At 67.6% G+C, this 14,669-nt stretch carries 15 protein-coding genes and 1 tRNA gene; 4 read left to right on the plus strand and 12 right to left on the minus strand.

The features are described 5' to 3' along the window. The first annotated feature begins 8 nt into the window (after positions 1-8). A complete protein-coding gene (locus ACSQ24_RS23435; RefSeq protein ID WP_436097010.1) occupies positions 9-998 on the plus strand; it encodes a quinone oxidoreductase family protein in 990 nt (329 codons plus the stop codon). A 6-nt stretch (positions 999-1,004) separates the two neighbouring features. Here the strand turns inward: ACSQ24_RS23435 and ACSQ24_RS23440 are convergent, their stop codons facing one another. Continuing rightward, on the minus strand, positions 1,005-2,009 hold the full coding sequence (locus tag ACSQ24_RS23440; RefSeq protein ID WP_436097011.1) for a complex I NDUFA9 subunit family protein: 1,005 nt from the start codon (positions 2,007-2,009) through the stop codon (positions 1,005-1,007). Positions 2,010-2,191: 182 nt separating this feature from the next. Here ACSQ24_RS23440 and ACSQ24_RS23445 point away from each other — a divergent pair. Then, a tRNA-Leu gene (locus ACSQ24_RS23445) sits at positions 2,192-2,278 on the plus strand. Positions 2,279-2,495: 217 nt separating this feature from the next. Here ACSQ24_RS23445 and ACSQ24_RS23450 read toward each other — a convergent pair. From ACSQ24_RS23450 to ACSQ24_RS23475, 6 genes are read right to left on the minus strand one after another with little or no spacing between them, the layout of a single operon-like run. Then, positions 2,496-3,227 (minus strand): amino acid ABC transporter ATP-binding protein, encoded by a 732-nt coding sequence (locus ACSQ24_RS23450; protein WP_436097012.1) that lies wholly within the window; start codon positions 3,225-3,227, stop codon positions 2,496-2,498. A gap of 7 nt (positions 3,228-3,234) precedes the next feature. Continuing rightward, positions 3,235-3,945, minus strand: coding sequence for an amino acid ABC transporter permease (locus tag ACSQ24_RS23455; RefSeq protein ID WP_436097013.1), 711 nt, complete (start codon positions 3,943-3,945; stop codon positions 3,235-3,237). Then, positions 3,945-4,643, minus strand: a complete 699-nt coding sequence (locus ACSQ24_RS23460) for an amino acid ABC transporter permease (protein WP_436097014.1) — start codon at positions 4,641-4,643, stop codon at positions 3,945-3,947. Before ACSQ24_RS23460 ends, ACSQ24_RS23455 begins: the two co-directional genes overlap by 1 nt. A 31-nt stretch (positions 4,644-4,674) precedes the next feature. After that, positions 4,675-5,487: an ABC transporter substrate-binding protein gene (locus ACSQ24_RS23465; protein WP_436097015.1), complete on the minus strand. Its 813-nt coding sequence runs from the start codon at positions 5,485-5,487 to the stop codon at positions 4,675-4,677. Positions 5,488-5,502: 15 nt separating this feature from the next. After that, positions 5,503-6,723 (minus strand): aspartate transaminase, encoded by a 1,221-nt coding sequence (locus ACSQ24_RS23470; RefSeq protein ID WP_436097016.1) that lies wholly within the window; start codon positions 6,721-6,723, stop codon positions 5,503-5,505. After that, on the minus strand, positions 6,720-7,379 hold the full coding sequence (locus ACSQ24_RS23475; RefSeq protein WP_436097017.1) for an RraA family protein: 660 nt from the start codon (positions 7,377-7,379) through the stop codon (positions 6,720-6,722). Before ACSQ24_RS23475 ends, ACSQ24_RS23470 begins: the two co-directional genes overlap by 4 nt. A 133-nt stretch (positions 7,380-7,512) precedes the next feature. On the opposite strand from ACSQ24_RS23475, the gene ACSQ24_RS23480 reads away from it, so the two are divergent. Beyond that, positions 7,513-8,424 (plus strand): LysR family transcriptional regulator, encoded by a 912-nt coding sequence (locus ACSQ24_RS23480; protein WP_436097018.1) that lies wholly within the window; start codon positions 7,513-7,515, stop codon positions 8,422-8,424. Between the two features lie 92 nt (positions 8,425-8,516). Here the strand turns inward: ACSQ24_RS23480 and ACSQ24_RS23485 are convergent, their stop codons facing one another. The 5 genes from ACSQ24_RS23485 to ACSQ24_RS23505 form a co-directional block, all read right to left on the minus strand. Then, the gene (locus tag ACSQ24_RS23485; RefSeq protein WP_436097019.1) at positions 8,517-8,996 is read right to left on the minus strand and encodes a YHS domain-containing (seleno)protein; all 480 of its coding nucleotides are present in this window, start codon (positions 8,994-8,996) and stop codon (positions 8,517-8,519) included. A gap of 23 nt (positions 8,997-9,019) precedes the next feature. Beyond that, positions 9,020-9,508 (minus strand): hypothetical protein, encoded by a 489-nt coding sequence (locus ACSQ24_RS23490; RefSeq protein ID WP_436097020.1) that lies wholly within the window; start codon positions 9,506-9,508, stop codon positions 9,020-9,022. A 27-nt stretch (positions 9,509-9,535) separates the two neighbouring features. Next, complete coding sequence (locus ACSQ24_RS23495; RefSeq protein WP_436097021.1) at positions 9,536-10,921, minus strand: tetratricopeptide repeat protein; 1,386 nt, start codon at positions 10,919-10,921, stop codon at positions 9,536-9,538. Positions 10,922-10,991: 70 nt separating this feature from the next. Continuing rightward, positions 10,992-12,191 carry an OpgC family protein gene (locus tag ACSQ24_RS23500; protein WP_436097022.1) on the minus strand — a complete coding sequence of 400 codons (1,200 nt, stop codon included), beginning with the start codon at positions 12,189-12,191 and terminating at the stop codon, positions 10,992-10,994. Then, a complete protein-coding gene (locus ACSQ24_RS23505) occupies positions 12,191-13,840 on the minus strand; it encodes a thiamine pyrophosphate-binding protein (RefSeq protein WP_436097023.1) in 1,650 nt (549 codons plus the stop codon). The genes ACSQ24_RS23500 and ACSQ24_RS23505 overlap by 1 nt, the downstream gene beginning before the upstream one ends. 178 nt (positions 13,841-14,018) lie before the next feature. Between ACSQ24_RS23505 and ACSQ24_RS23510 the strand changes: the two genes are divergently transcribed. After that, positions 14,019-14,588, plus strand: a complete 570-nt coding sequence (locus ACSQ24_RS23510) for a sigma-70 family RNA polymerase sigma factor (RefSeq protein WP_436097024.1) — start codon at positions 14,019-14,021, stop codon at positions 14,586-14,588. Positions 14,589-14,669 lie beyond the last annotated feature (81 nt).

A 14,669-nucleotide genomic window follows, 5' to 3' on the forward strand; every position in this document is an offset into this window, starting at 1 on the left:
GGCCCGCCATGAAAGCCATCCAGTACAGCCGCTTCGGCGGTCCCGAAGTGCTCGAGATCATCGAAACCGACCAGCCCTCCCCCGGCCCGGGTGAGGTGCTGATCGCGGTCGGCGCCGTCGGCGTCAATTTCTTCGAGGTGCTGATGCGGCAGGATCGCTATGTCGTCACACCCGCACTGCCCTTCGTTCCCGGTGTCGAGATTGCCGGCACGATCGCGGCGCTGGGGGAAGGCGTCACGGCGTTTTCGGTCGGCGAGCGCGTCGCCGCGGCTCTCTATGTCGCGGGCGTGCAGAGCGGCGGCTATGCCGAATATGTCGCGGTCAGCGCCGATGTGGTCGTGCGCCTGCCGGAAGCGCTACCTTTCGCGGCCGCTACCGCGCTGCAAGTACAGGGCCTGACCGCGCTGCACCTGCTGCGCAGCAATCCCGCGGCCGGGCGCAATGTCCTGATCAGCGCCGCGGCCGGCGGTGTCGGCAGCTTTCTGGTCCAGCTGGCGAAGCGGGCCGGTGCGAAGCGGGTCATCGCCATGGCGAGTACCCCCGAGAAACTCGCGCTGGCACAGGGCATCGGCGCCGATGCGGGAGTCGACTACACACGCCCCGACTGGCCGGAGCAGGTCCGAGCCCTGACCGATGGCGCAGGTCCGGACCTGATCTTCGATGCGTCCGGCGGCGACATCCCGGCGCAATGCCTCGCCTTGCTCGCCCCGTTCGGCCGCCTCGTGCTCTATGGCCCGCTCTCGATCGCCGATTTCCGGCCGGATGCCGAGGCGCTGAAGACCCTGATCTTCGGCAACCGCGCGATCGCCGGCTTCTCGCTGCTGCCGCATCTGACGCCGGGGCGCCTCGCGCAGGATCTCGGCGAGCTGTTCGCACTGGCGACCGCTGGCGAGCTCAAGCTCCTGCCCGGCGGCAGCTTCCCGCTGGCACAGGCGAGCGCCGCCCATGCCGCGCTGGAAAGTCGGCAGACAGCCGGCAAGCTGGTGCTGGTGCCGTGACCGGGCTCAGCCGCCGGCGCGGGCGGTGTCGAACTGGCCGGACTTGCGGAAGCGCCAGAGATAGCCCGGCACCTCGGCTTCGGCCGAGACCGGAGCGATGCCGAGCCCGCGCAGGGTCCGGCCTTCCTTCTCGGCAGTCGCGGACACGATATTGTCGCTCTCGAGCAGGTTGACCTGGTCGCGCGTCAGGATGAGTTCCTTCGGCAACAGGCCGAGCGTCAGCATGTCCGCGATCTCGAGGATTTGGCCCTGCAGGCGGGCGAGCCCGAACGGCACCGGCGCGATCAGGCGCTTGCGGCCGGTGACCTCGCAGACATAGTCGATCAGCTCCCGCAGCGTCTTCACCTCGGGACCACCGAGCTCATAGATCTTGCCGCCCTCGACCTTGCCATCGACGACGCGGGCGATCGCCTCGGCGACGTCGCCGACGAAGACCGGCTGGAATTTCGTTTGTGCGCCGGCGAGCGGCAGCACCGGCAGCATGCGTACCAGCGAGGCGAACCGATTGAAGAAAGTGTCCTCCGGACCGAACATCACCGAGGGGCGCATGACGACCGCCTGCCTGACCAAGGCGTGGACCGCGGCCTCGCCCTCGGCCTTGCTGCGGGCATAGGCCGACTTCGAATCGGCGCTGGCGCCGAGCGCGGAAACCTGGACCAGCCGGTCGACGCCGAAATTGGCGCAGGCCTGTGCAACCGTGCGCGCGCCCTGCGCCTGTGCGGACGAGAAGTTCTGCCGGCCCTTCTCCTGCATGATGCCGACGAGGTTGATCACCGCATCGGCGCCCTTCACCGCGGCCGCAACCGAATCGGGATAGCGCAGATTGGCTTGCACCGCGGTGACCTGGCCAACGATGCCGAGCGGCTGCAGGAAGCCGGCGAGATCCGGGCGGCGAACTGCGGCCCGGACACGATAGCCGCGCCGCGCCAGCGCCCGCACGACATGCCGCCCGAGGAAGCCCGAGCCGCCGAAGACCGTGACGAGTTGCGAAGCGGGAGGCAGGACCGTCATGATGACGCAAAGCTCCGTTTGGAAGCGCTGAAAACTGGGATCTCTGCGCCTGTCCTAGTGCATCGCAACGCGACTGTGAAGGCAGCGAGGCGTCGCCGGAGGACGGGCAGAGGCGGTGTTGTCAATAAAGCCGGCTTCGCCCGTTGACAGGTGCGTTCGGCCCCCGTAAACGAACCGCCGTTGCCCAGGTGGCGGAATTGGTAGACGCACCAGCTTCAGGTGCTGGCGCTCGCAAGGGCGTGGAGGTTCGAGTCCTCTCCTGGGCACCACTCTTTCTCGCTTTTGCGTCAAAGAGTTCAGCATTGACAAGGGCTTGCGGGCCCTTTCGATGCCCTTCCCATCGCTACCAAGCTGGGATTCTACGGCCTCGACGTCGGCCTTCCGTAGGCCGTCGCCCCTGCGCCTTCGGCCGGAAGGTCAGGCTGCCGATTGGTGCCGACAACGCCTCGGTCGTGCGCGACAAGGTCTTTGTCTCTCTGCCAGAACCTACCGGTGGTGACCGACCCTGCGCAGGAAGTCCGCAAGTCGCGGACAAGCCGCACCATCGCCGAGCTCCGCCGGCTTGCCGCGCTCGATCACCCTGCCCGCCTCCATGAACCAGATCTCGTCGGCGACCTCGCGGGCGAAGCCGATCTCATGGGTGACGCAGATCATGGTCATGCCGCCAGCGGCGAGCCGTTTCATCGCAGCCAGAACCTCGCCGACCATCTCCGGATCGAGAGCCGAGGTCGGTTCGTCGAACAGCATCACCTCGGGGTCCATCGCCAGCGAGCGGGCGATGGCGACACGCTGCCGCTGGCCGCCGGAGAGCAGGCCGGGCATCTCGTGCGCCTTCTCGGTCAGCCCGACGCGGGCGAGTTCCTCCATGGCGCGCTCGCGCGCCGCCGTCTTCGACAGGCCGCGCAACTTGGTCAGGCCGAGCATGATGTTGTCGAGCGCGGTGAGATGCGGAAACAGGTTATAGGCCTGGAAGACGAAGCCGACGCGCTGGCGCAGGCGGTTGATGTCGAGCCCGCGCGCGGCGACGTCAGCGCCGTCAACCGAGACGCGCCCGCTTTGGATTTTCTCCAGCCGCGTCACGGTGCGGATCAGGGTCGACTTGCCCGAGCCCGAGGGGCCGACCAGGACCTTGACCTCGCCGCGCCGGACCTCGCCGGAGACGTCGGCCAGCACCTGCAGAGTTCCAAACCATTTGTCGACGTTCTCGAAGCGGATCATGCCAACCTCATGCCGCGATGGTGACGCCGGGCGTGCCGCCACGGTCGCCCGAGATACGCCGCTCGATGAAGCGGGCCAGCGAGGTCAGCGCGAAGCAGAGCGCGAAATAGGTCAGCGCCAGGATGCCGTAGACCTCGAAGGGCTGGGTCAGCAGCACATTGTTGACCTGGGCCGCGGCGAAGGTCAGCTCATGGGCGCTGATGACATAGCCGAGCGAGGTTTCCTTGATGGTCGAGACGAACTGGCTGACCATGCTCGGCAGCATGTTGTGCAGCGCCTGCGGCAGCACGACCTTGATTGTCGTCGGCCAATAGCGCAGGCCGAGCGAGGTCGCGGCCTCGACCTGGCCCTTGGGCAGGCCCTCGATGCCGGCGCGGATGATCTCCGAGAGATAGGCCGCTTCGTAGATGACGAGGGCGATCACCAGCGTCTCGACCCCGCCGACCGCCCGGCCGATGACCAGTGGCGAGAAGAAATAGGTCCAGAAGATGAACATGATCAGCGGCAGGCCGCGCACCGTGTGCACGATCGCGGTGGCCGGCAGCCGCAGCCAGCGATAGGGGCTGAGGCGCGCCAGCGCCAGCGCGATGGCGAAGGGGAAGCACAGCGCCAGCGAGATCGAGGCCATGAACAGCGTCATGGCGAGGCCGCCGATCGGCCCGTGCGGGTACTGCCCGACGAGGAAGAGCAGCCAGTTGTCCTGCAGGACCTCGAGCATCAGCGCGTCTCGAGCTTGAGGCGGTGGCCGGACCAGCTGCCGATCGCCATGATGCCGAAGGAGATGGCGAGATAGACCGCGGTCGCGACCGCGAAGGCCTCGAAGGTCTTGAAGGTGTAGCTCTCGACCTCGCGCGTGCGGTAGGTCAGCTCGCCCACGCCGATCGCCATGGCGAGGCTGGTGTTCTTGAACAGCAGCAAGGTCTGGTTGATCAGCGGCGGCACGGCGATGCGCATCGCTTGCGGCAGCACGACATAGCCCATGGCGCCGAGATAGCCGAAGCCGATCGAGCGGGCCGACTCGTACTGGGCCTTGGGAATGGAGCGGATGCCGCTGCGGATGTCCTCGGCGACATAGGCCGCAGCGGCGAGGCCGAGGGCGATCGCCGCCAGCAGGAATTCGCCGTGATGGGCGTTGAGCCATTGCCGCGCCGGGCGCGGCAGCAGCGAGGGCACGCCGAAATACCAGATGAAGATCTGGACCAGCAGCGGGACGTTGCGGTGATATTCGACATAGAGCGCCACGAACCAGCCGAGCGGCGGGAACGGGATCATCCGGACCAGCGTCAGGATGATCCCCATCGCCATGGCGAGGCACCAGGCCACCGCCGTCAGCGCCAGCGTGGTGGCCAGGCCGATCAGGAACCAGTCGAGATATTTCCCGTTCAGCACGCTGCCGAGATCGAAGACATAACCCATCGACCGGCTCCCCCGATGCCCTGCCCTCAGATCAGCCCTTGATCTCTTCGATCTTGTAGTCGCGCTTGATGTCGAAGGCCGTGCCGGGGCCGAACCACTTCGAGAAGGTCTTGTCGAGCTCGCCCGAGCCGGCCGCCTTGGCCAGCGTCTCGTTGACCAGCGTCTTGAAGGCTGCCTCGCCCTTGCGCAGGCCGAGCCCCCAGGGCTCGACGAAGAGCGACTTCTCGATCACGACCATCGGTACCTTGGACTGCTTGGCGAGCTTCACCAGGATCAGCTCGGAGGCGCAGAAAGCGTCGACCTTGTCCTGGGCCAAAGCGAGGAAGGCGGAGGAGGTGTCCTGGAAGGTCACGGTCTCCGCCGTCGGAATCAACCGGCGCACGCCCTGCTCGGATGAAGACCCCTTGATCGCCGTGATCTTCTTGCCGGCGAGCCCCTCGGCCGTGGTGATGCCCACTTCCTTGGTGGTCAGCAGCTTCTGCTGGCTGACGAAATAAGAGTAGGAGAAGTCGATCTGCTGAGCGCGCTCGGGCGTGTAGCCAAGATTGGCGGCGAGGATGTCGACGCGGCCCTGCAGCAGCTCCGGGATGCGAGCCTCGACGGCGATGGTCTTGAGCTCGAGCGGCACCCCGACCGCGTCCGCGACCTTCTTGCAGATGTCGACGTCATAGCCGACGATCTCGCGGGTCTGCGGATGCTGGAAGGAGAACGGCTCGGAGGTGCCGAGCGTGCCGCAGATCAGCTTGCCGCGCGCCTTGATGTCGGCGAGCTGATCGGCATGAGCGGCGCAAGAGAGGCCGGTGGCGAGAACGGCCGTCAGGCCGAGAACCGAGAAGAGCTTCATCGTCATCCCCTGTTGTTATGATCGTTGCAGTGCTTCGCTCGCCCGCCTGATGCGGGCGCAGGCCTCCTCGATCGCGCCGAGCGAGGTCGCTATCGACAGGCGCAGATAGGGCGAAAGCCCGTAGGCCGAGCCGTCGAGGACGGCAACGCCGGCCTCCTCGAGGAAATAGAGGGCGACGTCGAGGTCGCTCTCGAGCATCCGCCCGTCCGGCCGGCGCCGGCCGATCAGCCCGGCGCAGCTCGGATAGACGTAGAAGGCGCCGTCGGGCTTGAGACAGCTCATCCCGTCGATGGCATCGAGCAGCTCGACCGCGCGGTCGCGCCGCTGGCGGTAGGCGGCGCGCGCCTCGCCGACGAAGCTCTGGTCGCCTTCGAGCGCCGCCGCGGCCGCCGCCATGCACATCGAGGCGGCGCCCGACGTCGTCTGTGACTGGATGATGTTGATCGCCTTGACCAGGGCCTTGGGGCCGGCGCCATAGCCGATCCGGAAGCCGGTCATCGCATAGGTCTTGGAGACGCCGTTGACGAGCAAGGTGCGCTCGCGCAACTCGGGGGCGAGCGCGACCGGACAGACCGGCTCGCCGCCGTCGAAGCGGATGTGCTCGTAGATGTCGTCGGTCATCAGCGCCACCTGCGGGTGCCGCTTCAGGACCTCGGTCAGCGCCGTCATCTCGGCAGCGGAATAGAAGGCGCCGGTCGGGTTCGACGGCGTATTCAGGACTAGCCAGCGCGTGCGCGGCGTGATCGCGCCTTCGAGCGCCTCGGCGGTGAGCTTGAAGCCGGCATTCTCCCCACAAGCGACGATCACCGGCGTGCCGTCGCAGGCCAGCACCATGTCGGGGTAGGAGACCCAATAGGGCGCCGGCACGATGACCTCGTCGCCCTCGCCCACGGTCGCTGCAAGGGCGTTGAAGATCACCTGCTTGGCGCCGCTGCCGACGACGATCTCGTCGGCGGTGTAGATGACGCCGTTCTCGCGGGCGAGTTTGGCGATGATCGCCTTGCGCAGCCGCGGCGTGCCGTTGACGGGAGCATAACGCGTCTCGCCAGCGGCCATCGCCGCGGTGGTCGCCTCCCGGATATGGGCGGGCGTGTCGAAATCGGGCTCGCCGGTGGTGAGGTCGATGATATCGCGACCCTGCGCCTTGAGCTCCTGGGCGCGCAGGCGTGCCATCATGCTGGGCGAAGGCTTGATCCGGCCGACGCGGGCCGAGAGAGGTATTGCGGAAACGGTCACGACGCAGCCTTTCCGGCAGCCATGTAGAACGTGTCGATCCGGCCCTCGGCGATCGCGGCGAGCGCGTTCGCCTCGCGCTCTTCCTGCTGGTGCACCAAAGCGAGGAGCTCGGCGGCGTCGGCGCGGTCGAAGGCGACGATGCCGTCGGCATCGCCGACCACGACGTCGCCCGGCATCACCACCATGCCGTCGATCGAGACCGGCACGTTGATCTCGCCCGGCCCGCTCTTATAGGGGCCGCGATGGGTGACGCCGCGGGCGTAGCAGGGGAAATCGGACTGCAGGAAGGCATCGACGTCGCGGATTGCGCCGTCGATGACGAAGCCGGCCACGCCCATGGCGCGAGCCCGGCTCATCATGATCTCGCCGACCAGAGCCTGGGCCAGGTCGCCGCCGCCATCGACCACGAGGACATCGCCGGCGCGCAGCAGCTCATAGGCGCGGTGCAGGGTCTGGTTGTCGCCGGGGCGCGTCTTGACCGTCACCGCCGTGCCGACCAGTACGCCGGAGCGATGATAGGGCCGCAACGCCTTCGTCCCGTGCAGCCGGTTCATCACATCGGAGATGAGCGAGACTGCGGCGTTGCGGAACCCGTCGAGGACCGCGCCAGGAACGGCAGGAGAGCTCGGATTAGTGCGATGACCGATCAACGGCATGGAAGATTCTGTCCCGGATGACGCCTTTGCGAAAATTATGTGACATGGCGTCGATGCCAGAAAGCGAATATATTTCTCGCTAGTCATCGCTTTTTTTCATAGTGAGCCGATTGCTGAGCGCGGGGAACGCATCATGAGATCGGCCAGCCTCAAGCAGATCGAGGCATTCTACTGGACGGCCCGGCTCGGCGGCTTCACCGAGGCTGCGCACCATCTCAACCTCGCGCAATCGACAGTGTCGAAGCGGATCATCGAGCTCGAGAGCGTCGTCGCCGGCCCGCTCTTCGACCGCTCCAACCACGCCTTGCGCCTGACCCGGGCCGGAGAAGCGAGCCTGCCGATCGCAGCCGAGTTGCTGGCGCTGGAGCCACGCTTCCGCGAGGCAGCGGGCGGGGCCGCGACCTTCGCAGGCCCGTTCCGGTTCGGCGCGACGGAGCTCGTCGCCCTGACCTGGCTGCCCAAGCTGATCGTCGCGATGAAGCGCGACTATCCCAACGTCGTGCCTGTGCCGGAGGTCGCGGCCAGCGTCGACCTGTTCGGCAAGCTCGCCACCAATGAACTCGATCTCGTCATCGGGCTGGACCCACCGCAGCGCGCCGATTTCGCGAGCTTGCCGCTCGACACGGTTCAGCTCGAATGGGTGTCGGCGCCGGGCTTCGGTCCTGAGTTGGATACGATTCCGCTTGGCGAGATGGCGCGCTACCCGATCCTGAGCCAGACCCAAGGCTCCGGCCTGCAGAAGCTGGTGCTCGACTGGGCGGTCGCCAACGGGCTCCAGATCAACCGTGTCGTCCAGTGCAACAGCCTGAACGTGCTGGCTGGCCTCGCCGCAGCCGGATTGGGGGTCACCTTCCTGACGGCGAGCTATTTCGGGCCGGAAATCGCCCGTGGCCGGCTGCGCGTCATCAAGACCGAGCCGTCGATTCCGCCGCTGCGCTACTATGCCGTGCACCGCAAGGGCGACATCTCGCCGCTCGCCGAACGCGTCGCCACGATCGCCCAGCAATCCTGCGATTTCACCGCCCGTAGCCTGCCGCGGGACTAGCGGTCAATTCGTGCAACGCTTGGGTTCGCCGGCCCACGTCGGACTGTATCCGCAATTGGCACGCAACGAACGCCGGCGGACGCTCTTGCTCGCTAGCGAATATCCGCCTTGTCCAGGCGCGGCCAGTTGCCGTCGGCGCGGGCGATGTAGGTCTTCGGCTTGCCGAGCCATGTCTTGCGGACGCCGAGGTCGTAGTTGAGGTAGAGCCTGCCATCGACGATCGACCAGGCCTCCGGCTCGATCTTGACCAGGTAGCCGCGCGAGGTGCCATAGGCGCAGAAGCCGCCATAGGCCGGCAGGTAGCGCGCCGGCTCGGCCTCGAACGCCGCCTTGTTATCCGCACTGGCGAAGCGCCAAGTCGCGCCGCCGTGACTGACCGAGAACTCCGCCTTGCCGAGGCGCGGACCGCCCTGGCGGAAATAGGCAACCGGGTCGTAGCCGCGGATCGCAGTACCGTCGGATGAGCCGAGCGTGTTGACGGGGCTGGGGGCGTCGGCATGGACATCATGTGCGATGACCGTCGTCGCGAGGGCCGCGGCAGCGGTCAGGATGAGGCTGCGCCTGTCGAACATGGCGTTTCTCCCTGTGATGACGGTCAGGCCGAGCGCGCTTCGAGCGCTTCGAAGACGTACGCTGCGAGATAGCCATAGATGGCGTGGCCGAGCAGGCTCATCAGCGAGAGCCGCGGCACGTCGATGAGCAGGAACTGCTGGCCGGCGAGCGGGGCGAAGAAGCCGAGCGCGATGACATAGGTGATCACGCCCCAGATCCAGCCATCGGCCGGCATGCCAAAGCTCTTTACCCAGCGGGTCAGCAGCCAGTAGCCGAGCGGGTAGAACAGGAAGCCGGTGAGGAAATGCAGCAGCTTGGCGACCGGCGTCGACAGCGCCAGGCCGAACTGATGCGAGAACAGCGACTTGACCAGTTCCGGCGGCTCGAGCGGGTACTCGGCGAACCAGGCGGTCGGCACGGCCGAGAACAGCTCCCAGAAGCCGAGCCCGACGAAGCCGCCAAGCGCGAGATTGAGCACGGTGCGGGCCGAGGGTAGCGCGAGGCTGCGGGACATAGTGGCGGTGGTGGTCATGACGTCGGGCTCCTTGGTTTTCAGGGTTCAATGGGCGATGGCGAGCGGGGTCGACGCGACAGCGAGCGCGGCGATCAGACTGCCTGCGGACTTTCCGAGTATTGCGAGCCTTCGGCTGGCGAAGCGGTTATGGCCCCCACGCCCAGCCAGGCGTTGCCGCAGGACGGCCGCAGCGCGATCGTGATTGCCGGAGCGGATCAGGCTCTCGACATAGGCCTGTTCGAACAGGTCGCGCTGGGCGTGGCTGCCGCCGATGGCCAGGAGATGATCGCGAGCGGTGCCGAGACGGCGAGCCGCTTCGGCATGGTCACCCTCGTTGAACGCGATCAGGCCCAGGGCGGCGAGCGCGCCGGCATAGGCGGCCTCGGCACGCTCTTCACTGGGATGGGAGCGCGCATCGAGAACGAGGCTGCGGGCGATCGCCTCGGCGCCATCGGGACGGCCGGCGCCAAGCAGCGAGAGCGCATAATGCAGGTCGGCGAAGACGAGGCGACCGTCCCGGGCGTGGCCCTCCGCCTTGGCGGCAAGCTCCTCCCAGCGCGCGCCGACATTGACGCCGGCATAGGTCAGCCGCGCGAGAAGCGAGGCGCCATTGGCGATGTCGCGATAATCGTCGGTCTGCTCGGCCCGAATTTCCTCGTCGTAGAGGCGCAGCACCTCGGTGGTCTCGCCGCGCTCGAGATGGAACAGCGCGAGGTGCCAGAAAATGTGGAAGCGCAGATTGTTGGCATGAGCGAAGGTGCGGCTGTCGCCGAGCCAGGCGATGCCCTCGTCGACGCGGCCCGTCATCTCCAGGACATGAGCGACGGCATGGCGGCCCCAGGCGTCGCGGGGGGTCAGGGAAACGGCGCGGCGGCCGACCCGTTCGGCCTCGGCGTAGAGGCCGCGCTCCTCCAGGGCGAAGGCGTAGCAACCATGGACATAGCCGGCGAGCGGGTGGTGCTCGCCGAAGCCAGGCGCGATGCGGTGCAAGGTCGCCAGCATCTCGCGCTGGTCGCCGAGCATGAAGCGAATGCCATGCGAGAGCTTCAACGCCAGCACGTCGTGAGGGTGCTTCTTCAGGATCGCTTCGAGTTGTTCGGCTGCTCGCCGCGGCGCTTCGCCAAGCCAAAGCGCAAGCGCCTCGATGACCATGCGCTCACGCGGCGTCACCGGCCGCTGCGCGATGGCAGCGCGCGCCTCGGCGAGACAGTCGCGCGCCGGGCCGAGCAGATCGGCGCGGGCGAGGGACATCAGCATCAGCCCCTTGGCGGCATGGGCCAGCGCGAAATCGGAATCGGCGGCAAGCGTGCGGGCAAGGTGGTCCGGCGCCGCAGCGGCATGCGCCAGCACCGCTTCGAGCGTGTCGTTCCAGGCGAGCCTGGCGGCATCGTTCGCGACGGTGACGCGGTCGCCGGAAAGGTCGTGGTACATGGCAGGCTCCTTTGCAGCGCCTGTGACAAGCGCTCATCGGGGAGTTCGCAGGCAGGCGATCAAACGGCGATCAACTCGCTTCACGGACGCGTGTAGGCACGGGCACACCTGTCATTGCCGGCTCGGGCAGCGGCTTGGCCTCGGGCTTGGGTGCCGGCCCGGCCCAGGGCGCGCGCTTGAACCAGCCGACCACCACCGCCGTGGCGAGGATCAGGGCGAAGCCGGCGAGGTTGAGCGCCGCGACCACGGGCTCGCTGTGCCCGGCGAGTTCGGCGATGCTGCCGGCGAGCCGGGCGAGGACGACGCTGGCGAGGAAGGCGGCGAGTGATTGCCGGCCGATCAGGACGAGGAGATGGCCCACGCCCTTGTCCAGCCGGTCACGCACCGGCTCGATCAGGCCCAGCACGAGATAGGCCAGAGCGAGGAAGTGCAGCGGACGCAGGAGATGCAGATTGCTCTTCTCGCTCGCAGGCAGGACGAGATCGCGCAGCGCCTGCGCGGCTGGCCAGTGTTCGAGGACACCCCAGAAGGTCAGCGGCACCGAGAGCGCCAGGATCGCTGCGCAAGCCAGCATCAGCCGCCGGTCGCGCAGGTGCGGCGCCGGCAGCCAGCCCATCCCGAGGAAGAAGCCGATGAAGAAGATCAGCTGCCAGGCGAAGGGATTGAGGAACCAGCCGGCGCCATTCCAGGGATTGCCGGTGAGGTTGAGATCGCTGGTCCAGGCCAGCGCATAGAGCAATCCGGAGAGCGCAAAGGGCAGTGCGGGTTGCAGGCGGCGCAGCGCCATCATCACCGGCACCAATGCCAGGATGACGAGATACATCGGCAGGATGTCGAGATAGTCCGGCTGCCAGGTCAGGGTGACGAGACCGACGATCGCGCGGGCGGGATCGGCGACGAGCGGCGCGAACTGCTTGGGGAGCTCGGCCATCCCGAAGATATGGTCCAGCAGGCCAGCGAGCGCGATGACAGCCAGCACGAGGCCGAGCTGGGCCCAGTAGACCTGCCAGATCCGGTAGGCGATGCGCGCGCTGCCGAGCAGCAGGCCGCGCCGAACGAAGACGCTGCCGAAGGCGAGCGCACTGGCAAAGCCCGAACAAAAGACGAAGAGCTCCGCCCCGGAGGAGAAGCCGAAGCGGGCCGGGATGAAGGCGTTCCAGCTGTTCTGCGGCAGATGCGCCACGAAGATGATCAGCATGGTCAGCCCGCGGAAGACATCGAGCCGTTCGTCGCGCCGCCGCTTCTCCGGTTGCTGGAGAGCCTGTCTCATCAGAACGCCCCGTCATAGCTGGTGGCGTCGATGCGGCAGGCAAGCAGGCTGAAGCCTTCGCGCCCGAAGGCGGCTTCGGCTTCGCGCCGCAAGCCTTGGCGATCGCCGACCGTGACGCCATGCCCGCCCATCGCCCGGGCGACCGCAGCGAAATCGGTCGCACCGAAATCGACTCCGGCGCGCTTCAGGCCGAGCTGGCGCTGCTTTAGCGCGATCAGGCCGAGGCTTTCATCGACCAGGACGATGATCACCACCGGAAGCTTCAGGTCGCGCAGCGTGGCGAGTTCGCCGAGCGCCATCTCGAGCCCGGCGTCGCCGACGAAGCAGAGCACCGGCTTGTCCGAACCGAGCGCCGCGCCAGTGGCGAGCGGCAGCGCGCAGCCCATGGTGCACAGCCCGGTCGATTGCAGCAGGTGGCGCGGGCCGTCGCAGCGCCAGATCTGGCTGAGCAGGATGCGGTGAGCCCCGGAATCGGCGGTCGCGACGGTGCCGGCCGGAGCGACCTCGCGCAGGGTCTCGAAGACGGCATGCGGCCCCCAAGCGGACGGCGCGGCGAAGGCGGCGCGAAAGCGCGAGCGGTGTTCCGCCGGCTCTCCCTCCGGCCATGTCGCCCTGGCGGCGTGGCCATCGGTCAACGCATCCAGGATCGCGCCGACATCGCCTTCGAGCCGCAGCGTCGCCGCATGCATGCCGTGCGGCATGTCCTCGGCGACGATATCGATGACGCATTTCCCGGCCGGCCAGGGATTGCGCCAGCCCTGCCGCATCTCGATCGGATCATAGCCGGCGAGCACGATCAGGTCGGCCGCGTCGATCAGCGGCCGGACGATCGCATCGGCTTTCGGGGACAGTCCGACACCGCCGATGACGCGCGCGTCGTCCTCCGGCACGAGTCCCTTGGCCTTATAGGTCGTCAGCAGGGGCGCGCCGATCCGCTGAAGACAGCGATCGAGCGCGGCGGCACCACCCTGATTGACGAGGTCGAGCCCGGCGATGACCAGCGGCCTCTGCGCCTGCGCCAGCAAACCCCGGGCGAAGCTCAGATCGGCCGGGACTGAAGGCTGTGTGACCGGTGTCACCGGCGGTGTTCGCCAGGACGTGCGCGCTTCGGCGACCGAGATCGGCAGGTCGATATGCACCGGGCCCGGGCGGCCGCGTCTGGCGAGCGCGACGGCCTTCTCGGCGACCAGATCCTCGGTGCCGGACGCGGCACGGAAGCTCGCCTTGACCAGCGGGCGCAGCACAGCCTGATGGTCGAAGACCTGATGGGTGTAGCTCTCGGCCAGGGCCTGATCGACGCAGCCGGTGACGAAGATCAGCGGTACCCGGTCCTGCTGGGCATTGGCGACGACGTTGACCGCATTGGCGACGCCCGGCCCCAGCGTCGCGACCAGGACGGGCAATGCGCCGGTCGCATGCCAGAGCCCCTCGGCCATGAAGCCGGCGGCGTTCTCGTGCTTGGCGAGCTCGAAGCGGATGCCGGCCCGCTCCAGCGCATCGACGAGGGCCAGCACTTCGCCGCCGGGAATGCCGAAGGCATGGGTCGCGCCGGCGGCCCGCAGCCGCGCCGCCAGCAGATCCGCACCCGTCACCATGAGCTGCAGGCTATCGCTTGCCCTTGTCTCGCTTCGCTCGAGGTCCTGCCGCATACGGTCTCTCCGCCTGCCGCTGCAGCGGCTTGCAGAGGAGATCGCAATCGGAGGGGTTTTGGTTACAGGCTCTTTGGATAGGGGCCCGGCCAAAGCGCCGAAAGGCGGCGACGGCTTGTGAGCCGGCCCGCGCCATGCCACGCATTGGCGAGTTCGCGCCATTCTGGAAAAGCAAGCCTTGTCGCTGGACGACCTTGAAACCGAGCTTCGGCCCATCTTCCTCGCCGCGCTCGCCGGCGACGCCGCGGCCTACAAGGTCTTCCTCGATGCGATCAGCGCCCGTCTGCGCGGTTACCTGCGCCGGCTGCTGGCGCGCGCCGGCCGCAGCGAGCCGAGCGAGGCCGAGGATGTGCTGCAGGAAACGCTACTGGCGCTGCATCTCTCCCGCCATACCTATGAGCCGTCGAGCCCCGTGACGGCCTGGGCCCATGCGATCGCGCGCTACAAGCTCGTCGACCATTTGCGCCGGACCGGCCGCCACGCCGGGAATCTGCCGCTCGACGACGAAGTCTATCGGCTCGCAGCGCCGGAAAGCGGTGCAGCCGACGCCAGGCTCGATCTCGAACGCGCCATGCAGGCGCTGCCGGAGCGCACGCGCCGCTTGGTCGAGCAGGTCAAGCTCCAGGGCGCCAGCATCGCCGAGGCGGCGGGTGTCGAGGGGATGACCGAGACGGCCGCCAAGGTCGCGATCCATCGCGGCCTTCAGGCGATGGCCAAGTTCCTGTCGCGACGCGGGCGCTCGCCATGACCGGCTCGAAGATCGGCGGCAGCGTAACCTTTCGCCGGCTTGCGACGAACTCCCCTGAACCAGCCCCTGGGCGGAATTGGA

Source organism: Allobosea sp. LjRoot237 (assembly GCF_964253285.1).
Lineage (GTDB): Bacteria > Pseudomonadota > Alphaproteobacteria > Rhizobiales > Beijerinckiaceae > Allobosea.

What these genes read in the sequence shown, in the direction of transcription:
- ACSQ24_RS23490 (WP_436097020.1), bottom strand. Translation starts at nt 9,508, where the DNA reads ATGACCACCACCGCCACTATGTCCCGCAGCCTCGCGCTACCCTCGGCC.
- ACSQ24_RS23495 (WP_436097021.1), bottom strand. Translation starts at nt 10,921, where the DNA reads ATGTACCACGACCTTTCCGGCGACCGCGTCACCGTCGCGAACGATGCC.
- ACSQ24_RS23465 (WP_436097015.1), bottom strand. Translation starts at nt 5,487, where the DNA reads ATGAAGCTCTTCTCGGTTCTCGGCCTGACGGCCGTTCTCGCCACCGGC.
- ACSQ24_RS23500 (WP_436097022.1), bottom strand. Translation starts at nt 12,191, where the DNA reads ATGAGACAGGCTCTCCAGCAACCGGAGAAGCGGCGGCGCGACGAACGG.
- ACSQ24_RS23440 (WP_436097011.1), bottom strand. Translation starts at nt 2,009, where the DNA reads ATGACGGTCCTGCCTCCCGCTTCGCAACTCGTCACGGTCTTCGGCGGC.
- ACSQ24_RS23475 (WP_436097017.1), bottom strand. Translation starts at nt 7,379, where the DNA reads ATGCCGTTGATCGGTCATCGCACTAATCCGAGCTCTCCTGCCGTTCCT.
- ACSQ24_RS23460 (WP_436097014.1), bottom strand. Translation starts at nt 4,643, where the DNA reads ATGGGTTATGTCTTCGATCTCGGCAGCGTGCTGAACGGGAAATATCTC.
- ACSQ24_RS23435 (WP_436097010.1), top strand. Translation starts at nt 9, where the DNA reads ATGAAAGCCATCCAGTACAGCCGCTTCGGCGGTCCCGAAGTGCTCGAG.
- ACSQ24_RS23505 (WP_436097023.1), bottom strand. Translation starts at nt 13,840, where the DNA reads ATGCGGCAGGACCTCGAGCGAAGCGAGACAAGGGCAAGCGATAGCCTG.
- ACSQ24_RS23455 (WP_436097013.1), bottom strand. Translation starts at nt 3,945, where the DNA reads ATGCTCGAGGTCCTGCAGGACAACTGGCTGCTCTTCCTCGTCGGGCAG.
- ACSQ24_RS23480 (WP_436097018.1), top strand. Translation starts at nt 7,513, where the DNA reads ATGAGATCGGCCAGCCTCAAGCAGATCGAGGCATTCTACTGGACGGCC.
- ACSQ24_RS23485 (WP_436097019.1), bottom strand. Translation starts at nt 8,996, where the DNA reads ATGTTCGACAGGCGCAGCCTCATCCTGACCGCTGCCGCGGCCCTCGCG.
- ACSQ24_RS23450 (WP_436097012.1), bottom strand. Translation starts at nt 3,227, where the DNA reads ATGATCCGCTTCGAGAACGTCGACAAATGGTTTGGAACTCTGCAGGTG.